We start from the raw sequence: 18,900 nt of genomic DNA, 5'->3' as shown, positions 1-18,900 counted from the left end.
ATAAAACATGAAATTAGCAGTTATCGCCCACGATGGGAAAAAAGCAGAGATGGTCGCCTTCCTAAACAGGCATCTCGAATTTTTACATTCGGCAAACATTCATATTGTGGCCACAGGGACAACGGGGAAACACGTACAAGAAGCAGGGCTCAATGTTGAGAGATTACTCTCCGGCCCTCTCGGTGGAGACGCCCAAATCGCAGCTCTCGTGGCAGAACATAACGTACAAATGGTATTTTTCTTTCGGGATCCATTGGATAAACACCCGCACGAGCCTGATGTTCAAATGTTAATGCGTGTGTGTGATGTTCATAATGTTCCCCTCGCCACAAATCCGGCTTCCGCAGAATTGATGTTGAGAGGCTTTGAGGCGATCAATAAATAAAATTATTAACATTTTCATAAAGCTTTCTAATCGTTTGCAAATTATAGATCAGAGCGTTATATTTGCAAACGTTAGAATTAGTATATCATGAAAAAACGGCGTGTAGCATTTATTCCTCTCATCGTAGCGAGCATTATTATGCTACTTTATGTTGTCATTCCCCATCATCATCACGGGGAGATGATATGTTTTACGCAAACCCACTGTACCCAAGAGGAAAAAACCGGAAACTGCAAACACGATCATAACCCGAATTCTTGTGACAAAGAATGTGAGTTCCAATCACTATTTCAGTTGGATATCGTAAAACAACATCAAACAGATTGCAATTGCTGTTCGCATTTTACGCCGGATATTTTATTTCTTCCGTCGTTTCTTTTAACCGAAGTGTACGATGATTTCCATGACGATAACGTTTCCCGGAAATACATTATTCCATATCAGGAACGACTATATCCCCTATTCGTAAATTCAACCCTTGCCGGACGAGCACCTCCCGTTATTGCATAACGGGAATTCGCGTGTATTCACCGAGTCCGTATTTCTCACCATTTTCAATTCAAATTAATCCTTCATTGTAAGGAATTCATATCATTTTTTATTCGATCAATATGAGAAATATATCTATTCTATTACTCGTGTTCGTTATTTTCTTTACGGCATGTCAAAATCAGAAATCTGAAAAACAAGAAACGATATCCGCCCGGGAAGCGGACCATAATCACGATGAAAATACACCTTGTGATAAAGAGACTCCGAAAAATACGGAGCCTAACGAAGATGAAATCATTTTCACAAAGGCACAGGCCGCCAAAACGAACTTTGAGGTTCGGGAAATTCATCCCAGAACCTTTCACCAAATAGTAAAAACAACCGGTCAGATATTACCGGCGCCAGGGGATGAAGCCATAATCGTAGCCACAAGTAACGGCGTGGTTTCTTACAATTCGAAACAGTTATTGGAAGGAAGTAGCGTAAAAAAAGGAGAAACATTATTCCATATCTCTTCCCAAAATATGGCCGAAGGAGATTATTACAGTAAATTGAAAATCGCTTACGAAACGGCAAAAAACAATTACGAACGGGCAAAATCCCTTATCGACGATAAAATCATTTCCCAAAAGGAGTACGAGACCTTGCAAATGGAATATAAAAATGCCAAACTCGCATTCGATGCCATTGCCGTAAATAAAACGACAAAAGGCGTTGGAATAAAGGCTCCCATCAACGGGTATGTGAAAAATATACTGATTCGGGAAGGGGAATACGTCACCGTAGGACAACCCATTGCAACATTGTCTCAAAACAAACGTTTGGTACTCAGGGCAGAAGTTTCCGAAAAATATTACAATGCCCTTAAAAATATCAGTAGTGCCAATTTTCAAACCTCTTACGATAATAAGGTTTATTCCTTAACGGAGTTAAACGGACGCCTACTCTCTTATGGGAAAACATCCGATAACGACTCTTTCTATGTACCCGTTTCCTTTGAATTTGATAATAAGGGAGAAGTTATTCCCGGTTCTTTCGTGGAAGTATTTCTTATCTCTTCTCCTATTGCAAATACACTGACGGTACCCGTATCCGCCTTGACAAACGAAATGGGAATATTTTATGTCTACATCCAATTGGATGAAGAAGGATACCGTAAACAGGAAGTAACTTTAGGGGCTAATAACGGTAAAGAGGTTCAGGTTACAAAAGGAATTAAAACCGGAGACAAAGTAGTAACGCAAGGAGCCTACCAAGTGAAAATGGCCGCAAACTCAGGTGCAATTCCTCATGGACATACTCATTGATAATCAACACATATCAATTATTCAGATTTATAGACTATATTTATGTTAAATAAGATCATACAGTATGCTCTTCATAACCGTTTAATCGTTATGATTGCAGCCGTAGGCTTACTCTTATGGGGTTCCTATACGGCAAAAAACATGGAAGTAGACGTATTTCCAGACTTAAACGCACCGACAGTAGTTGTCATGACAGAAGCCACCGGAATGGCACCGGAAGAGGTTGAACGTATTGTTACCTTTCCAATAGAAACTGCAGTAAACGGAGCAACGGATGTACGAAGAGTACGTTCTTCTTCCACCACCGGATTTTCCGTGGTATGGGTAGAATTCGAATGGGGAACCAACATTTATACCGCCCGTCAAATCGTTTCGGAAAAACTGGCTACTTTAGGAGAAACCCTACCGGATAATGTCGGCCAACCGACCTTAGGGCCACAATCTTCCATCCTGGGAGAAATGATGATCCTCGGTCTCACAGCCGACAGCACCACGTTACAGGATTTACGAACGATAGCGGATTGGACAATTCGCCCCAGGCTCCTGTCTACCGGAGGCGTGGCACAAGTTACCGTTATTGGTGGCGATATTAAAGAATACCAGATCCTGCTCCATCCGGCTCGAATGAAATATTACAATATCACCATGGAAGAGTTGTTACCCGTGGTAGAAGGGATGAACCAAAATTCCACAGGAGGAATTCTTTACGAATACGGAAACGAGTACATTGTCCAGGGACTTCTTTCAACCAATAATTTGGAAGATATCGGGAAAGCTGTAGTAAAGACCATCAATAACCGTCCTGTTCTCTTAAGCGATATCGCCGAAATTACGACCGGAGCAAAAACGCCGAAATTAGGATTAGCTTCCGAAAAAGGAAAATCGGCCGTATTATTAACGATAACAAAACAACCCAATACCAATACATTGGAATTAACCGACAAAGTGGATCTGGCCCTTAGCGAACTACAAAAAACATTACCTGCCGACGTAAAAATCTCCTCGGATATTTTTCGACAATCCCGTTTTATCGAAAGTTCTATTTCGAATATACAGAAAGCCTTGTTTGAAGGTTCTATTTTTGTCATTGTCGTACTTTTCTTCTTTTTAATGAACATCAGGACGACCGTTATTTCGTTGGTCGCCCTTCCGCTTTCCCTCCTTGTGGCCATTCTGGTCTTACACGCCTTAGGCCTCACTATAAACACCATGAGCTTGGGAGGGCTTGCCATCGCTATCGGTTCATTAGTGGACGACGCCATTGTAGACGTTGAAAACGTGTATAAGCGACTACGAGAAAATCAATTAAAACCGGTAGAAGAGCGTCTCTCTTCCTTAAAGATCGTATTCGAAGCCTCAAAAGAAGTACGAATGCCTATTTTAAATTCCACGTTAATCATCGTAGCCTGTTTTCTTCCGCTATTCTTTCTTTCGGGAATGGAAGGACGCATGCTCATCCCGTTAGGAATTGCTTTCATTGTAGCCTTATTTGCTTCTACAATAGTAGCTTTAACTCTTACACCCGTATTATGCAGTTATTTATTGACAACACCAAAAGCCCTAAAGAGAAACGAACGGGAACCGATCGTGGCCAGAGCTTTAAAAACAGTCTATAAAAAAGCCCTCAGTTGGGCTCTAAAACACAAAAAATTAGTCGTTGGTTCCAGCATAACCCTATTGATTTTCACCATCGTTATCATGGCCCATTTAGGAAGAAGTTTCCTTCCCTCTTTTAATGAAGGTTCCTTAACGATAAACATTAGTGGAATGCCGGGGATATCCTTGGAAGAGTCGGACAAGATCGGGAAAATAGCGGAAAATATTTTATTGGATATCCCGGAAATTCAAACTGTCGCCCGTAAAACCGGACGAGCAGAATTAGATGAACATGCTTTAGGAGTAAACGTATCGGAAATAGAAGCTCCGTTTCTATTGGATAAGCGTAACCGCGATGAATTTTTAGCAGATGTACGTCATCAGCTAAACGAGCTGCAAGGAGTGAATGTCGAGATCGGCCAACCGATTTCTCACCGAATCGATGCCATGTTATCCGGAACAAAAGCAAATATCGCGATCAAACTGTTCGGGGACGACCTGAATAAATTGTTCACGATCGGCAGCCAAATCAAAAATGCCATTGATAAAGTAGAAGGAATCGCAGATTTGACATTGGAACAACAAGTGGAACGTCCCCAATTACAAATCAAACCTAAACGGGACATGCTGGCCAAGCAAGGAATTACCTTACCCCAATTTTCCGAATTCATCAATATCGCCCTTTCCGGAAAGGTAGTTTCTCAAGTATACGAAGGAGGGAAAGTTTTCGATCTTACCATAAAAGTCGACGATAAGAATAGAAAAAACATGGAAGAAATAGGGAACTTGATGATAGATGCCAACGGCAAAAAAATACCGTTACATTACGTGGCAGAAATCATTCCCTTCGTGGGGCCCAATACCATCAGCCGGGAGAACGTTCAGCGTAAAATCGTTATTTCCGCGAATGTAGCCGGACGTGATTTAAACGGGGTCGTGAAAGATATCCAGAAAACAGTAAAAGAACAAATTTCTCTACCGGAAGGATATCACGTGGAATACGGGGGACAATTCGAAAGCGAACAGGCTGCTTCCCGTACCTTATTCATTACTTCCCTGATCTCCGTCCTGATCATTTTACTCCTTTTATTCAATGAATTTCATAGCCTGCCCTTATCGGGAATCATCATGGTTAATCTTCCTTTAGCAATTATCGGAGGAGTCATCAGCATATGGCTGACGTCAGGAATCATCAGTATCCCCGCAATTATCGGATTCATCTCGTTGTTCGGTATCGCCACCCGAAACGGTATACTGCTGGTATCACATTACAATTATTTACAAGCACAAGGTTACTCTTTATACGATAGCATTATCCACGGTTCCCTTGATCGACTGAATCCTATTTTAATGACCGCTTTAACCTCCGCATTAGCTTTGATTCCCTTAGCCGTCGGCGGCGATCTTCCCGGCAACGAAATCCAAAGCCCCATGGCTCAGGTGATATTAGGCGGTCTGTTAAGTTCTACCCTATTAAACGGATTTGTCGTTCCCATCATGTATCTTCTATTAAAACACAAAGAGAAAAAACAGGAAAACCTCGAAACAAATAGTATATAAAACAATACACATGAAAAATCATTATCTATCATTAATCATAATAGCCGGTTTAATCCTTTTGACAACCGGAGTTCATGCCCAAAATTCCATTCCCCGGGTATTGAAGGAGATTGAAGGAAATAATAAAACCCTTCAGGCAAAAGAAAAATTGACGGATGCCCAGAAATTAGAAGCTCAAACGGGCAAATACCTGGAAAATCCTACCGCCGAATTCGAGAAAATGTGGGGAAATCGCAATAATCCGGAATCAGAATACTCTTTCACCCTAAAACAATCTCTTGATTTTCCCTCGGTATATGGACAAAAGAACAAATTAGCCGAATTGAAATCGACTTCTCTCGGTCATCAACTGGCAGCTTACCGGCAACAACTACTTTTAACGACAAAACAAACCTGCATCGAAATCATTTATCTCAGGAAACAAAAGGAGCTGCTCGACAAACGATTGACAAACGCCGAACAACTCGCAACCAGCTACCGGCGGAAAATTGAAAGCGGGGATGCAAACCAATTGGAAGTAAATAAAATCCAACTGGAATTACTTGCCGCACGTAATCAAAGTCGTCTCAACACGGCAGCTCTTTCCACAGCGGAAGAACAATTACGCAACCTAAACGGGAACGTTTCTATCGAATTCAACGATTTGGAATACCCGGAAATCAATGCACTCTTAGATTTAGATGCCATTTATAGCGCTTATCTCGCTGCCGATCCGAACATGAAAGGCCTTTTGGAGGATCAGGAAGTTGCCAACCAGGAAGTGAAGGTCAGCCGATCATTGACCTTACCCAAATTTGATTTAGGCTACAAACGCAATGCTTCCGGCAACAATGTTTCCGCCAACGGCTTTGTCATCGGCATCTCTATCCCGTTATTCGAAAATAAGAATACAGTGAAGAGGGCAAAAGCCCAAGCCGAATTCGTTACAGCTACGATTGAAGAAAGTCGTCTCAATCTTCGCTCCTCATTGCAACAATTGTACGAACAAGCGGTAACATTGCAAACTTCACGCAATGAATACGCTACATTATTAAAAAACCAACGCAATGTGGAACTTTTGAATAAAGCGTTACAGGCCGGTCAGCTTTCTATTGTCGACTATTTCACGGAATTAACGACCCTATACGACAGCCTGCAAAGCTTTCTCGACGTAGAACGGGACTATTATAACCTATTGGCACAATTGTTCCAATATGAACTATAGTGATGAAATTCAGTGATTCGGTGATTGAGAGATTCGGTGATTAAAAAAATCACGAAATCTTTGAATCATCGAATCATATGATTTCTTTAAGGACCTCTTCCATTTGAGAAAGCACGGGAGCACTACTCTGCAGGCGTCTCTCACTATTATGTCCCCCGGCAAACAGACGAACGTCAAATCCTAAAGCTTCCGCGACCTCGGCATCATGTAACGTATCTCCTATCATCAAGGTTTCCTGAGGTATAATGGAGTACTCGGAAACCATTTTTTCCCCTCTGGCTATTTTTCCTCCGGCATATATATTGTCGGAACCGCATATCCCGTCAAAATAATTCCGGATCTGAAAACGCTCCAACATCTCTTCCAACAAATCCTCCTGTAATGCCGATAATATATACTGCCGAATACCTTTTTCCCGTATTGCCGAGAGAATCGGAACGATACCCATCGTTAATTCGACATCACGACTCAAACTCCCGTATGTATCCACAAATTCCCGAGAAACAGCATCCCAGTCATCCCGGCCGAAATCATATCCTAAAGCCTCATAAAACTCTTTCACCGGGAAACCAAATAAATCCCGGTAACGCTCCACGGTCATCCGTCCTAAATTCTTCCTGGTCAACATCCGATTTAAGGTTTCCACACTAATTCGAATATCATCCAGCAATGTCCCGTTCCAATCCCAAACAATATTTTTATATCTCATCCTTCTCCATTTTCTCTATGAAAAGATTCTATACCTGTCCACCCTAAACGTTTCGCCGCCACTTCTTCAGGAAATACGCGATAGATCACGTCTGCCTCGCTACCTAATTGTCCGTCGGCATTGAATAGCTCCACGTGCATTTTAGCCAAACGGCTTCCTTGTTCTACAATTCTGGAGCGCAACAATAGCTCTCCTCTATCCGTGTATACCGTATTACGGTATTTCACGTTCATCTCAACCGTAACACCCGCACTCTTCACCTTTGCAAACACGTTCCAACAAGCAATCTCGTCCATTAGCGTAGCCTGAATTCCGCCATGCAAAACATTGAAAAAACCTTGGAATTCAGGACGAGGCATCCAATGACAGGTGATATAATCACCCTCCTCGTAAAATTCGCACCGTAAACCACGCTCGTTGGCAGAAGCACAACCGAAACAATAATATCCCTCGTGTACTTCATAAGCATTATATAATTTCTTCCTTTCCATACTTTAAAAAAGAGGCCCGCTAAATAAGTTTAGGAGCCTCCTTAAATATTATAAAGATATCACTCGATATCGTTCAATTATTAAAATGACTGCGGATTAACTCTGCACAAGCCTCCATCTCTTCTTTTGAATATTGCTTTTTCGGATTTGCAAAATTCAATTCATTTCCCTCCTTTAAGGGAACCAGATGAACGTGAGCATGAGGTACATCCAATCCCAACACGGCGATCCCAACCCGCTTGCACGGAACACTCTCCCTAATAGCTTTAGCGACTTTTTTGGCAAATACCATTAAACCAGCTAATTCTTTATCCGTCAAATCAAAAATATAATCTTCTTCTCTTTTAGGAATTACTAAAGTATGTCCTTTTTGCAAAGGTGCAATATCCAGAAAAGCATAATAATGCTCATCCTCGGCGACCTTATAGGAAGGAATTTCTCCTTGAATAATTTTGGTAAATATGGAAGACATAAGCCAAATTGAATTTTAGTTTAAATAGAAATATCCATAATCTCAAATTCCATCAATCCGGCCGGGACTTGTACTTCCACCTTATCACCTAACTTCTTGCCGATCAAAGCTTTCGCTATAGGCGTTGTAATAGACAACTTTCCAGCCTTAAAATCCGCTTCGCTTTCGGACACCAAAGTATAAGTCATAGTGGCATTCGTTTTCGTATTACGAATCGTCACCTTATTCAATATTTGCACCTTAGATGTGTCGATCTGGGATTCGTCAATAATCCGGCAATTCGAAATAATATCTTGCAATTGAGCGATTTTTGCCTCCAATAAACCTTGGGCATCTTTTGCCGCATCATACTCGGCATTCTCGGAGATATCACCTTTTTCGATTGCCTCACCTATGGCTTTAGAAATCTTGGGCCGTTCTACATTTTGCAGATTATCCAATTCATCCTGTAGCTTTTTCAGGCCCTCTTTTGTAATATAAGACACCTTTTTCGTCATAATTATATGGTTTTATTTAATTACTATATAAAAAAAAATAAATGACACTTATCCTCCAATAAGTGCCTTTATCTAAAAAAGAATTCCATTTCTCCGGAATCCTCACCTCCTGACTACAAATTTAAAACCTTTTTTTTTATAAACCAAACTTTCCATTGAAAAGTTATACTTTTCTTTTCCGTGTCGATTGCTTAGACACAGCACAGGCAACGAAAACAAAACGTACAAAAAAGAGAGCAAGAATACACCAACAAATAAGGTGAATTGGTATTTATTTTCTTAATTTGCAGGCCGATTCAAAAAACAAAACAATGGACCATCACACGCTGGAAAAAATCAAGGCCGAATATCACGATAACGACGACCTAATTCAACTTTATGAAGAGTGGGGGGATTCCCCTTATTTACAAGAGATATTTCATATTTTAGACGAGCAAAATCCAGAATGGGTAAAAGAAAAAGAGCTGGGAAGCTGGGCTGCCGAGTTTATTTTAGATATCTTACTCGAACACGCGGACGAGCTGGAAGAGTTATCTCCTCAAAAACGAACGGATATGTTTCGGGAAGAGATTGAAGAACGTTATGCCGATTTCCATAGTTGCCGCCGATTCGCGTACATCAACAACCTTTCCCTGCAATTTGAAGAAGATCGGGAGACAAACTGCGAAGATTTGGAGGAATACATGGATGAAAACGGCGAGCAAATAGGATTTCCCCGCTTTTAATTCTTCTACCTTTATTAAGGTAAATATTCCGATTGAATATTTCGCATGGCCGCAAAAAGATTATTCCGTACATGTGGAGACAAAGCCTCCAACTGATCTATAATCTTACCTACGGCATCCCTGTTCGTTGCTTTCTCAAAAGGGCAATATTTTCTTTGTTTTTTAAATTGCCGAAGCGTCGCATACTTCAACGTTTCGGCATTACCAAGATAAATCAAAGGGCGAATAATCATAAAAGTATGTTCGAACATTTCCAGACGGGCAGGCATACTGCTGATCGTTCCGTTAAATATCATACTCATTAACAGGCTTTCTACCGCATCGTCCCGATGATGTCCCAGAGCCAACTTGCCACAACGTTGTTCCTTTGCAATATCGAAAAGCATTTTCCGACGATGCCAGGAACAAACAAAACAAGCCGGCTTTTTAGGGTTTTGCTCCATATCGACCCGAATCGTCCGATGGATGTACTCTACCCCCAAACGTTCACAAAAGGATTTCAAATATTCGCTATCCACCTCGTATTCCACATTCTCCACATCAATATGGGCCGCCACAACCGTATAATGTTGTTTGGAATCTTTCGAGCGCAAAGCTAAAACCTCGAGCAGAGCCAACGAATCCTTTCCTCCCGATACTCCGACCAAAATACGATCTTCATCCTCGATCAAATTATAATCATATATTGCTTTTCCCACTTTACGGAAAAAATCACGTATAAATACCTTATCTTGCTTTTCTTCTGTTACCATTCTTTTTTTCATTTTTCCCGTGTAGTCATCCTCTATTCGACAAGATCATCGTCAACCGGATAACAGTATCTCGATTCCCGGTCTCCATTTGCATGCAAATTTACGAATTCTAACAAACATCGTATTTCACTCTCGCAATTATTTGTAAATTTGGACGCTCAATCTAAAATCAAACCTATGCTTAAAAAAGTTCCCCATACCTATACCATCGTATTTTCAATTATTATCATCTGTGCCGTTCTAACCTGGATAATTCCGGGAGGTGAATATGCCCGGGAAACAATCGATGTTAACGGAATCGAGCGCACTATAATCAAAAGTGATTCTTTCCACGAAGTAGCCAAAACACCCCAAACCTGGGAAGTCTTCTCGGCGTTGTTCAACGGATTTGAAAAACAAGCCGGGATTATCGCTTTTATTTTAATCATCGGAGGAGCATTCTGGATCATGAATAACAGCCGGGCCATCGACGTGGGTATCTTCTCTTTTTTACATTTTACCGCTGGATTAGAACACCATTCATTTTTAAAAAAGGTCGGGATTAATAATATCATCATGACATTGATCATGTTATTATTCAGTAGTTTCGGAGCTATTTTCGGAATGAGTGAAGAGACTCTTGCCTTTATTGTTATCATCATTCCTTTGGCTATCTCCATGGGATACGATTCCATTACCGGTTTATGTTTGGTATATGTTGCAGCCCACGTCGGATTCGCGGGAGCGATTCTAAATCCGTTCACTATCGGTATTGCCCAGGGATTATCCGATCTCCCTCTTTTTTCCGGCTTTGAATACAGATTACTTTGCTGGGCTATTTTAAATGTCGTACTTATCACGTTTGTCCTTCGCTACGCGGCAAAAGTAAAGGCCTGTCCCACTTCTTCGATCGTGTATGAAATAGATACCAATTATTGGCGTCGTACCGAGATAAAAAACGACGAAAAAATCGAATACTCGTCCACAAAATCCGGCTGGTTCGTCTACCTGTTCATCTTAATCGGTCTCATCATCTTCTCCTTCAAATACCCGACAAGTACATTGAGTATCGGAGAACATACAAGTTTCACAACCTGCATCATCCCTATCCTTACGATATTGTTTGCAATATCCGGCTTCTTCGGGATTCGGAAGTCATATCATTTTTTAATTCTTACCATCCTCGGTTTTACCATTATCTTCCTGATTATCGGAGTAATGGGCTATGGCTGGTATCTTCCCGAAATTTCCGGATTATTTTTAGCTATGGGGATATTCTCCGGATTTGCCGCGGGCAAAAGTGCAGACAGCATTGTAAAATTATTTATCGAGGGAGTCAAAGATATATTGTCTGCCGCTCTTATCGTGGGATTAGCAGGAGGTATTATCATCATTTTGCAGGAAGGACACATCATAGATCCCATTTTACATGCTTTGGCCACTTTAATGAGTGAGGTCGGAAAAGTAGCTGCAGTCGGTATCATGTACATCATTCAGACCTTTATCAATATCATTATCCCGTCAGGTTCCGCAAAAGCCGCTTTAACCATGCCCATTATGGCTCCATTCTCCGATGTCATCGGCCTTTCCCGACAAGCTACGGTAATGGCATTCCAATTCGGCGATGGTTTCACAAACATGATCACGCCGACTTCCGGTGTGCTGATCGGGGCTTTGGGTATTGCCCGTATCCCTTACGACAAATGGATCAAATTCTTCTGGAAATTTCTAATATTACTCATTCTCATGGGTTTTATCCTCCTGATTCCAACAGCCACCATGTCATTAAACGGATTTTAAAGTCATAAAAAAAGCTGCGTTAAATGACGCAGCTTTTTTTTATCATAGATCTAACTTAATTCTGATCAGCATAAGCATCGATCGGATCACAAGTACACATCAGGTTACGATCTCCATAACCATCGTCTACACGACCCACTTGAGGCCAAAATTTATTTTCAGCCACCCAAGCTAATGGATAAGCAGCCTTACTACGCGGATAAGAGTGGTTCCACTCGTCAGCAGTCAACACTTTGTGCGTATGAGGGGCGTTTTTCAATACGTTATCTATTTTATCAGCTTTCCCTTCTCCCACTTCAAGCATTTCCTCACGAATTGTCTTTAAAGCTTCAATAAAACGATCCAGTTCCTCTTTCGGCTCACTTTCCGTCGGTTCAACCATCAAAGTACCATGAACCGGGAATGACAAAGTCGGAGCATGGAAACCAAAGTCCATCAAACGTTTAGCAATATCCAATTCAGATATTCCATACTCTTTGTTAAACATATTGCAATCCCATATCATCTCATGTCCGACACGTCCTTGCTTCCCTTTAAATAAAATCTTAAAGCCCAACTTCTCGAAAGAAGAAGCCAAATAGTTGGCATTCAATATGGCCATCTCCGTAACCATTCTCAACCCCTCGCCTCCTAACATCAACAGATAACCGTATGTTACAGGCAACATACCCACGGATCCGTATGGAGCAGCAGCTACCGCATGAATCCCATGTTCCCCTCCGGTTTTCACCATGGTATGAGTCGGCAAGAATTCTACCAGATGAGGTGCGACACAAATCGGACCAACACCGGGACCACCGCCGCCGTGAGGCATTGCAAAGGTTTTATGTAAATTCAAATGACAGGCATCCGCACCGATAGTACCCGGACTGGTCAAACCGCATTGTCCATTCATATTGGCACCGTCCATAAATACCTGTCCTCCATTCTCGTGCACGATATCACATAACTCTTTAATCGACTCTTCAAAGATTCCATGAGTAGAAGGATAGGTAATCATCGCTCCGATCAGATTATCCCGATTCTCTACTGCTTTCCGACGGAAATCTTCTACATCGATATTACCTTCCGGATCCGTTGCAGTCACGATAATCTTAAATCCGGCCATCGTACTGGATGCAGGATTCGTTCCATGAGCAGAAGCCGGAATCAAAATGACATTCCGGTGTCCTTCTCCGCGAGAAATATGATATTGACGAATAACCATTAAGGCCGTATACTCTCCGGCGGCTCCGGAATTGGGCATTAAGCTGCAACCGGCAAACCCGGTTACCTTGCATAACATCTCTTCCGTTTCACGGATCATCTGTTGATAACCTTCAACCTGTGAAAACGGAGCAAACGGATGTACCCCACCCATTTCCGGCCAAGTAACCGGTAACATTTCCACAGCCGCATTTAACTTCATGGTACAAGAACCCAATGAAATCATAGAGGTTGCCAACGAAATATCCCGACGTTCCAGGTTTTTCATATAACGCATCATTCCGGTTTCAGAATGATAAATATTGAATACGGACTGTTGCAAGAACTCATCCTCACGTAACATGGAAGGTTCAAGAACCGTACGATCGTCGAAGAATTCAACCCGTTCTGCTACTTTACCGGCAGCTTTGGCAAAAATCCCGATAATCGTATTTATCTCCTCTTCGTTGATCTTTTCATCGGTAGATAAACCGACAACTTTACCGCATCCGCAATTGCAATAGAAAAGATTGATCTCTTTTTCTAATGCCGCATCCCGAACGTTTTCCTGACAAACTCCTTCCGGTAATTCGAATCGTAAGGTATCAAAGAATTTATTATGTTTCAGCTTATACCCGTATTTTTGAATTTCTGTAGCCAAGATGACAGCTGCAGAATGAATATGACGGGCAATCCGTACTAAACCTTCCGGTCCGTGATAAGCCGCATAGAAACCGGCCATCGTTGCATTTAAAGCTTTTGCCGTACAGATATTAGAAGAAGCTTTTTCTCTCTTGATATGTTGTTCGCGGGTTTGTAAAGCCAAGCGAAGAGCTTTGTTTCCCTGAGCATCTATCGTTACCCCGATGATACGACCTACAATATTACGCTTATACTCTTCCTTGGTTGCCATATAAGCAGCGTGAGGACCTCCGTATGCCATTGGAATACCGAAACGTTGGGTGGTTCCAACAACAACATCCGCACCCCATTGTCCCGGAGGAGTCAATAATACCAAACTCATCAAATCTGCTACAACAGACAATAAAGCTCCGTTGGCATGTACCCGGTCAGCAAACGCTTTATAATCGCGAATCTCACCGTCTGCAGCAGGATATTGAATAATAGCACCAAAAACGTCCGGAGTAAATTCAAATGTATCGTAATCTCCATACACCAATTCAATGCCTTGAGGAACGGAACGGGTTACCAATACATCCTTCGTCTGAGGGAATATTTTATTATCAACAAATAATTTATTGGCCCCGGCTTTCTTCATCTCCTTATTTCTCAAACCATACATCATGGTCATAGACTCAGCCGCTGCAGTAGCCTCATCCAATAAAGAACAATTGGAAAGTTCCATACCGGTTAGCTCAACAATCACGGTCTGGAAATTTAACAAGGCCTCCAAACGTCCTTGTGAAACTTCTGCCTGATAGGGAGTATAAGAAGTATACCAAGCCGGATTTTCCAAAATATTACGTTGAATCACAGCCGGGGTAATCGTATCATAATATCCCTGCCCAATAAAGGTACGATATAATTTATTCTTAGATGCCACCTTCTTCATCCGGGCAAAAAACTCGGATTCCGTCAAAGGAGAAGGTAAATCCAACTCTTTCTTTAGTTGAATGGATTCAGGAACAGTTTGATTGATCAATTCATCAAGTGACTTGACACCGACTACCTTCAGCATATCCTCGATATCCTCAGGACGCGGTCCGATGTGCCTCCACAAAAATTTTTCTGTAGCCATTTATTTTACTCTGATTATTAATAGTTTATACTCTATTTATTCGTTTCGTCAACGATTGTGTAAAAGTAACGAAAATTCTATTGGACACAAAATATCTCTCGATATTTAATGGAAACTGACACTCATAACCCACAGGGACGGGTATAATGTGCTAACAATTGTAGATTAAGAACTTGAAAAAGTTAATCACAGCATCATTGAATCGCCATATCACAGAATTAAAAAAAACGGTTAAGAAACTTAACCGTTTTTAAAGGCGGGTGGAAGATGGAAACTGAACCTATATCCATTGTTCCCTATGTATCAATATATTCTGGCGTTCTGTGAATTATCGGGTCACGAGTACGGAATGATAATCTTTCGCCACGTTGCATTTCGTATGCGTATTACAGATATAATCATAAATATTTGTATTTCATACTAAATTCTCTGCTTTATGCAGTAAATCCGGGAATAACCTTTTTGAAATGAAATTTGATTGAAAATTAGAATAAGCCTGCCGCACAACGCAACAGGCTTATTCTTCGCTTTTTGTTCCGTCCGGCGCCGTGTATTCTCCGGATACGATCACATGGAATCCCTGATGGAGGTCCGAACCTATGCTCCGGATCTGATACAGGTGGATAGGACTGGCCATCGGAGCGGGATCACTTACAGAGAGCGTTACAGGACTGGTATAGTCGGCATCCGGCAGCACGGCAGCCGAGGTGGGGCATCCCACCCATTGTACGGAAGAGAGGGTGAAGTTCGTGGCCCCCCAAGCTGAACTTCGCCACATTCTGTTTTAAACTGAAAGCATTGCCAGTATTCGTTGCATTGCGGATAGCTGTCGCGTTGAAAGCGGGCAGGGTTATCTACCCGTAGACATCACAAGCGGGGCGACTAAGGCCTCAGTACTTTCACAAATCTGGTCTTCCAGGTTTTGCAACGACCCGATTGTCCCCTCCGTCATCGGGTGGTTGGCAACCATATACAACGTATGTTCTCCTGGGACCGAAGGTATGCTGACGTTCATCTTATAAGTTGTCCCGTCCATTCCGGCGACGGATGCCTGTCCAAACCCGTCAGCGCCGTGAGCCTGAAGAAAAAGATCGCCGAACTGTGCCCCGCAAAAAAGGATTTATCAAAAAGTCCACAAACAAAGAAGGGGAAATGCCCCTGCCATAATTTTCCGATCATCATAACATCTGGTATGGATACTCGTGTCGGATCGGCGTGTATAAACTTTACCGTTCAAAATCTTTCAACAGCGAGAGCTTATCTTCCTTAGTCTTTACCCGCAAATAATTCTGGTAGCTGCTGAACCCGGCCATCAGCACCAGTTCCATATTGGTTTTGTCGGCGTGCGTCGGCGAGATGCGCAACCTGTCGAGCGCATGGAGCCGGCACTTGTTGATCAATCGGCAGAAGTTCATGCCGTATTCCGTATTGATGAAAGCCGACAGGTAGCTGCGGTTGGTGTTCAACCCGACGGCCAGGTCGGTGATGCGAAGGTTGGGGTTCATGTAAGGCTTTTTGTCGCGCAGGTAGCGTTCGAGCCGTCTGCGGTCGAGGGGAATAGGTGCAGTTGCTTTCTCCGGCGCTTTATGCGCTGTTTCGCCGGACGTATCCTCCTCCTCCGTGCCGGGCCGGACGATCAAGTAATTGTCGGCGAGCATGTTGTAACATAGGATGACGTAGAATGCGAACGTAGGCATCACGCCGAGCCAGACGAAGCCGGAGGTCGAGAAAGCGGGTATGCCGATAAGCAATCCGGCCAGCGGTATCGGTACGCTAACCAATATAAGGGCCTGCATGGCGGCCAGCCATCCCAGCGAGGTACGCTGTTCATCCGAGGAATAATCCACAATGAAGCGCCGGTAATGCCGTATATTCCGCAGGCTCAACAGCGGATACAGGGTGTTATACACGACAAAGACAATAGTGGTGGTTATATACACCACGTTAAACCAAGTGCCGGGAGTCAGTACATCCTCCCGGTAAACGGTTGTTACCTGGCTACCGGCGGGAACGAGGGTGTATCCGATAGCGGACAGGGCCGTTATTAAAACCGGTATGATCCAATGAAGCCAGCTAAAGCGCCGTGGGTTTCCGGTTCCCGTTACCACCGATACAAAGCGGCAGAACATCACTTGATCGAGCATCAGGGTCAGCAGGAACATGGGCTGGTAATAGATGAAAGCCTCCGGATACGCAGCATAGAGCACCAATCCCAGCCAGCCAAGCGAAGTGATGAAATAGGTCAGCGCAAGGAATAGCCGCAGCCCTCTTTCCTGCGGGTTGCGCCGGTAAAGGGACGCATCCATAACCAGCATGACCATACATGCCATAGCGCATACCACGGGGACCGAAAAAGCGATGGCTTCCATCAGTTCGCGTCCGATCATGGCTTGCCTCCTTTCTTTTTTGCGCCCGTCTTACCTGCCGTTCCGTTCCGTTCGACGGCGGCGGCGTGAGCATAACGGCGGTAGTCGGCAAATCCCGTTTGGCTGATTAGCGAGCTGATGCTCCGGCCTTTGTTGGCGGGCAGGCTGCGCAAACGTTTCAGTTCATCGAGTCTCCAGCGGTTTAGGTAATGGGGAAAGGTCACGCCGTAGGTCTGGTTGATAAAGGCCGAGATTACTGTCCGGTTCACATCAAGCGCCTCTACCAGGTCGGTGATCTTGTAGTCGGGATTCAGGTAGGGCTTTTGTGTGCGGAAATAGCCCTCCAGTCGCTCTTGGCTTATCTTCCCGGAATGGTAACGACGCTCCTTCTTCTGAGGCGATGCTTGTGGCGGTTTAGGTGCGGGTTTCTCCGATACGGCATAAAGCAGGTATTTGCGGCGGATGATATGGTACGACAATAATATATGCTGTGCGGCGATGGCAAACGCCACGATAAGCATCCAGAGCGAAGTAAAGATAGTTGCGCGGGGCATAAACGAGGGCAGCAATGACGATAGCAACGATGCCAAAGACAGTCCCACAAGGAACAGGAGCCATAGGGCCGGTTTGCGGAGCGATGAGTCCGAACCGTTCACTTTCCGGTAATAGCGCACAAGCACCAGTATGGTTAGCACATAATAGACGATCCCGAAAACGACCCTCAGAGGGGGCTTCAAGGTAAAGAAGCGGGCGTAAGCCTCGTATCCCGTCGGGAATACCTGCGCCTTGCCCTGCACGATCTCCAGTTGGACGTTGAATGGTACGAACAGCGACCACACGAGCATAACCGCCGCAAGAAGTCCGGGGAGCAGGCAATGCAGCGGGGAAAACTTCTCAGGCTGCCCTGCGCGTGTCAAAAAGCGTATGATGCGGTAAAAGAAGATGGCCGGCAGGGTGAAAGTGAGTATGCAGGCCACATTCAGCCATACGAACGCCGCCGGAAGGAACTCGTAACAGAACGTAACGAACCACCCCAGCGCCGAGCAGGACAGATAGACGAGCAGGATGCTCTTCAGGTTCCGTTCCTCGCGCATCAGGCAATCCCGAAAAGATATGCCCACCATCATCCCGCAGGCGATGGCGGAAAAAACGGGAATGAGCGTCTTTATTGCGACCGGATAAACGGCGGTGATATCCATATATCAAATATAGGGCTTTTATGCAATAAATATAACGAAAATTCCCGGAAAATCCGATTTTGTATCTTTTTTCAGAAGAATTACAAATTGGCATAATAAAAAATCGCTTGTATTACAAATTCGCATAACAGATTCGGACGAATTGTTATCTCCCCAATTTGTATTTCCGGTAACTTTACCATAATAAAACGGCCAATTTTTATAGGCAGGACAAATATGACGCAATACTATGACATACGATCCTCTCGGCTTTCGGCTTTACCGATGGCAGGAGTCGCTATGTTGTCATTATGGCCGGAACTTTTCTATAAAAATGTGTGTATTCCCTCTGTTTTTATGCCTGAAAATTTGGAAGTTACAAAAATTTGTGTAAACACACACACACACACACACACACACACACACACACACACACACACACA

Annotated in this window: 17 protein-coding genes; 7 read left to right on the top strand and 10 right to left on the bottom strand. The window is 43.3% G+C overall.

Annotated features, from left to right (window positions below; genetic code table 11):
* Nucleotides 1-7 precede the first annotated feature (7 nt).
* The 5 genes from QZR76_RS12410 to QZR76_RS12390 all read left to right on the top strand — a co-directional run bounded on the left by QZR76_RS12410 (nt 8) and on the right by QZR76_RS12390 (nt 6,544).
* Nucleotides 8-385 (top strand): methylglyoxal synthase, encoded by a 378-nt coding sequence (locus tag QZR76_RS12410; protein WP_294143130.1) that lies wholly within the window; start codon nt 8-10, stop codon nt 383-385.
* 87 nt (nt 386-472) lie between these two features.
* Nucleotides 473-895: a DUF6769 family protein gene (locus QZR76_RS12405; RefSeq protein WP_294143129.1), complete on the top strand. Its 423-nt coding sequence runs from the start codon at nt 473-475 to the stop codon at nt 893-895.
* A 101-nt stretch (nt 896-996) separates the two neighbouring features.
* Nucleotides 997-2,184: an efflux RND transporter periplasmic adaptor subunit gene (locus QZR76_RS12400; protein WP_294143128.1), complete on the top strand. Its 1,188-nt coding sequence runs from the start codon at nt 997-999 to the stop codon at nt 2,182-2,184.
* A 42-nt stretch (nt 2,185-2,226) separates the two neighbouring features.
* Nucleotides 2,227-5,340 carry an efflux RND transporter permease subunit gene (locus QZR76_RS12395; protein ID WP_294143127.1) on the top strand — a complete coding sequence of 1,038 codons (3,114 nt, stop codon included), beginning with the start codon at nt 2,227-2,229 and terminating at the stop codon, nt 5,338-5,340.
* Between the two features lie 10 nt (nt 5,341-5,350).
* Nucleotides 5,351-6,544 (top strand): TolC family protein, encoded by a 1,194-nt coding sequence (locus QZR76_RS12390; protein ID WP_294143126.1) that lies wholly within the window; start codon nt 5,351-5,353, stop codon nt 6,542-6,544.
* 73 nt (nt 6,545-6,617) lie between these two features.
* Here QZR76_RS12390 and QZR76_RS12385 read toward each other — a convergent pair whose 3' ends face one another.
* The 4 genes from QZR76_RS12385 to greA form a co-directional block, all read right to left on the bottom strand.
* Entirely contained in the window at nt 6,618-7,253 is a 636-nt protein-coding gene (locus QZR76_RS12385; protein WP_294143125.1) for an HAD family hydrolase, read from the bottom strand.
* Nucleotides 7,250-7,744, bottom strand: a complete 495-nt coding sequence (locus QZR76_RS12380) for a PaaI family thioesterase (RefSeq protein WP_294143124.1) — start codon at nt 7,742-7,744, stop codon at nt 7,250-7,252. The genes QZR76_RS12385 and QZR76_RS12380 overlap by 4 nt, the downstream gene beginning before the upstream one ends.
* 73 nt (nt 7,745-7,817) lie before the next feature.
* Complete coding sequence (locus QZR76_RS12375) at nt 7,818-8,216, bottom strand: HIT family protein (protein ID WP_294143123.1); 399 nt, start codon at nt 8,214-8,216, stop codon at nt 7,818-7,820.
* 20 nt (nt 8,217-8,236) lie between these two features.
* On the bottom strand, nt 8,237-8,713 hold the full coding sequence (gene greA / locus QZR76_RS12370) for a transcription elongation factor GreA (protein WP_294143122.1): 477 nt from the start codon (nt 8,711-8,713) through the stop codon (nt 8,237-8,239).
* A gap of 311 nt (nt 8,714-9,024) precedes the next feature.
* On the opposite strand from greA, the gene QZR76_RS12365 reads away from it, so the two are divergent.
* The gene (locus QZR76_RS12365; RefSeq protein WP_294143121.1) at nt 9,025-9,438 is read left to right on the top strand and encodes a hypothetical protein; all 414 of its coding nucleotides are present in this window, start codon (nt 9,025-9,027) and stop codon (nt 9,436-9,438) included.
* Nucleotides 9,439-9,452: 14 nt separating this feature from the next.
* On the opposite strand, the gene QZR76_RS12360 is transcribed toward QZR76_RS12365, so the two are convergent.
* Nucleotides 9,453-10,190, bottom strand: a complete 738-nt coding sequence (locus tag QZR76_RS12360) for an ATP-binding protein (RefSeq protein WP_294143120.1) — start codon at nt 10,188-10,190, stop codon at nt 9,453-9,455.
* Between the two features lie 177 nt (nt 10,191-10,367).
* Between QZR76_RS12360 and QZR76_RS12355 the strand changes: the two genes are divergently transcribed.
* Nucleotides 10,368-11,969: an AbgT family transporter gene (locus QZR76_RS12355; protein ID WP_294143119.1), complete on the top strand. Its 1,602-nt coding sequence runs from the start codon at nt 10,368-10,370 to the stop codon at nt 11,967-11,969.
* A gap of 55 nt (nt 11,970-12,024) precedes the next feature.
* On the opposite strand, the gene gcvP is transcribed toward QZR76_RS12355, so the two are convergent.
* From gcvP to QZR76_RS12330, 5 genes are all read right to left on the bottom strand, one after another.
* Nucleotides 12,025-14,913: an aminomethyl-transferring glycine dehydrogenase gene (gene gcvP / locus QZR76_RS12350; RefSeq protein WP_294143118.1), complete on the bottom strand. Its 2,889-nt coding sequence runs from the start codon at nt 14,911-14,913 to the stop codon at nt 12,025-12,027.
* A gap of 517 nt (nt 14,914-15,430) precedes the next feature.
* On the bottom strand, nt 15,431-15,691 hold the full coding sequence (locus QZR76_RS12345; protein WP_294143117.1) for a hypothetical protein: 261 nt from the start codon (nt 15,689-15,691) through the stop codon (nt 15,431-15,433).
* 72 nt (nt 15,692-15,763) lie between these two features.
* Nucleotides 15,764-15,949: a hypothetical protein gene (locus QZR76_RS12340; protein WP_294143116.1), complete on the bottom strand. Its 186-nt coding sequence runs from the start codon at nt 15,947-15,949 to the stop codon at nt 15,764-15,766.
* Between the two features lie 190 nt (nt 15,950-16,139).
* Complete coding sequence (locus QZR76_RS12335) at nt 16,140-17,300, bottom strand: AraC family transcriptional regulator (RefSeq protein WP_294143115.1); 1,161 nt, start codon at nt 17,298-17,300, stop codon at nt 16,140-16,142.
* Entirely contained in the window at nt 17,297-18,478 is a 1,182-nt protein-coding gene (locus QZR76_RS12330; RefSeq protein ID WP_294143114.1) for an AraC family transcriptional regulator, read from the bottom strand. Before QZR76_RS12330 ends, QZR76_RS12335 begins: the two co-directional genes overlap by 4 nt.
* Nucleotides 18,479-18,900 lie beyond the last annotated feature (422 nt).

The sequence above is a fragment of the uncultured Sanguibacteroides sp. genome (genome assembly GCF_900543425.1).
Classification (GTDB): Bacteria; Bacteroidota; Bacteroidia; order Bacteroidales; family Marinifilaceae; genus Gabonibacter.
The sequence above is the reverse complement of the archived record's forward strand: the minus strand, read 5'-3'. Positions and strand labels throughout refer to the sequence as shown.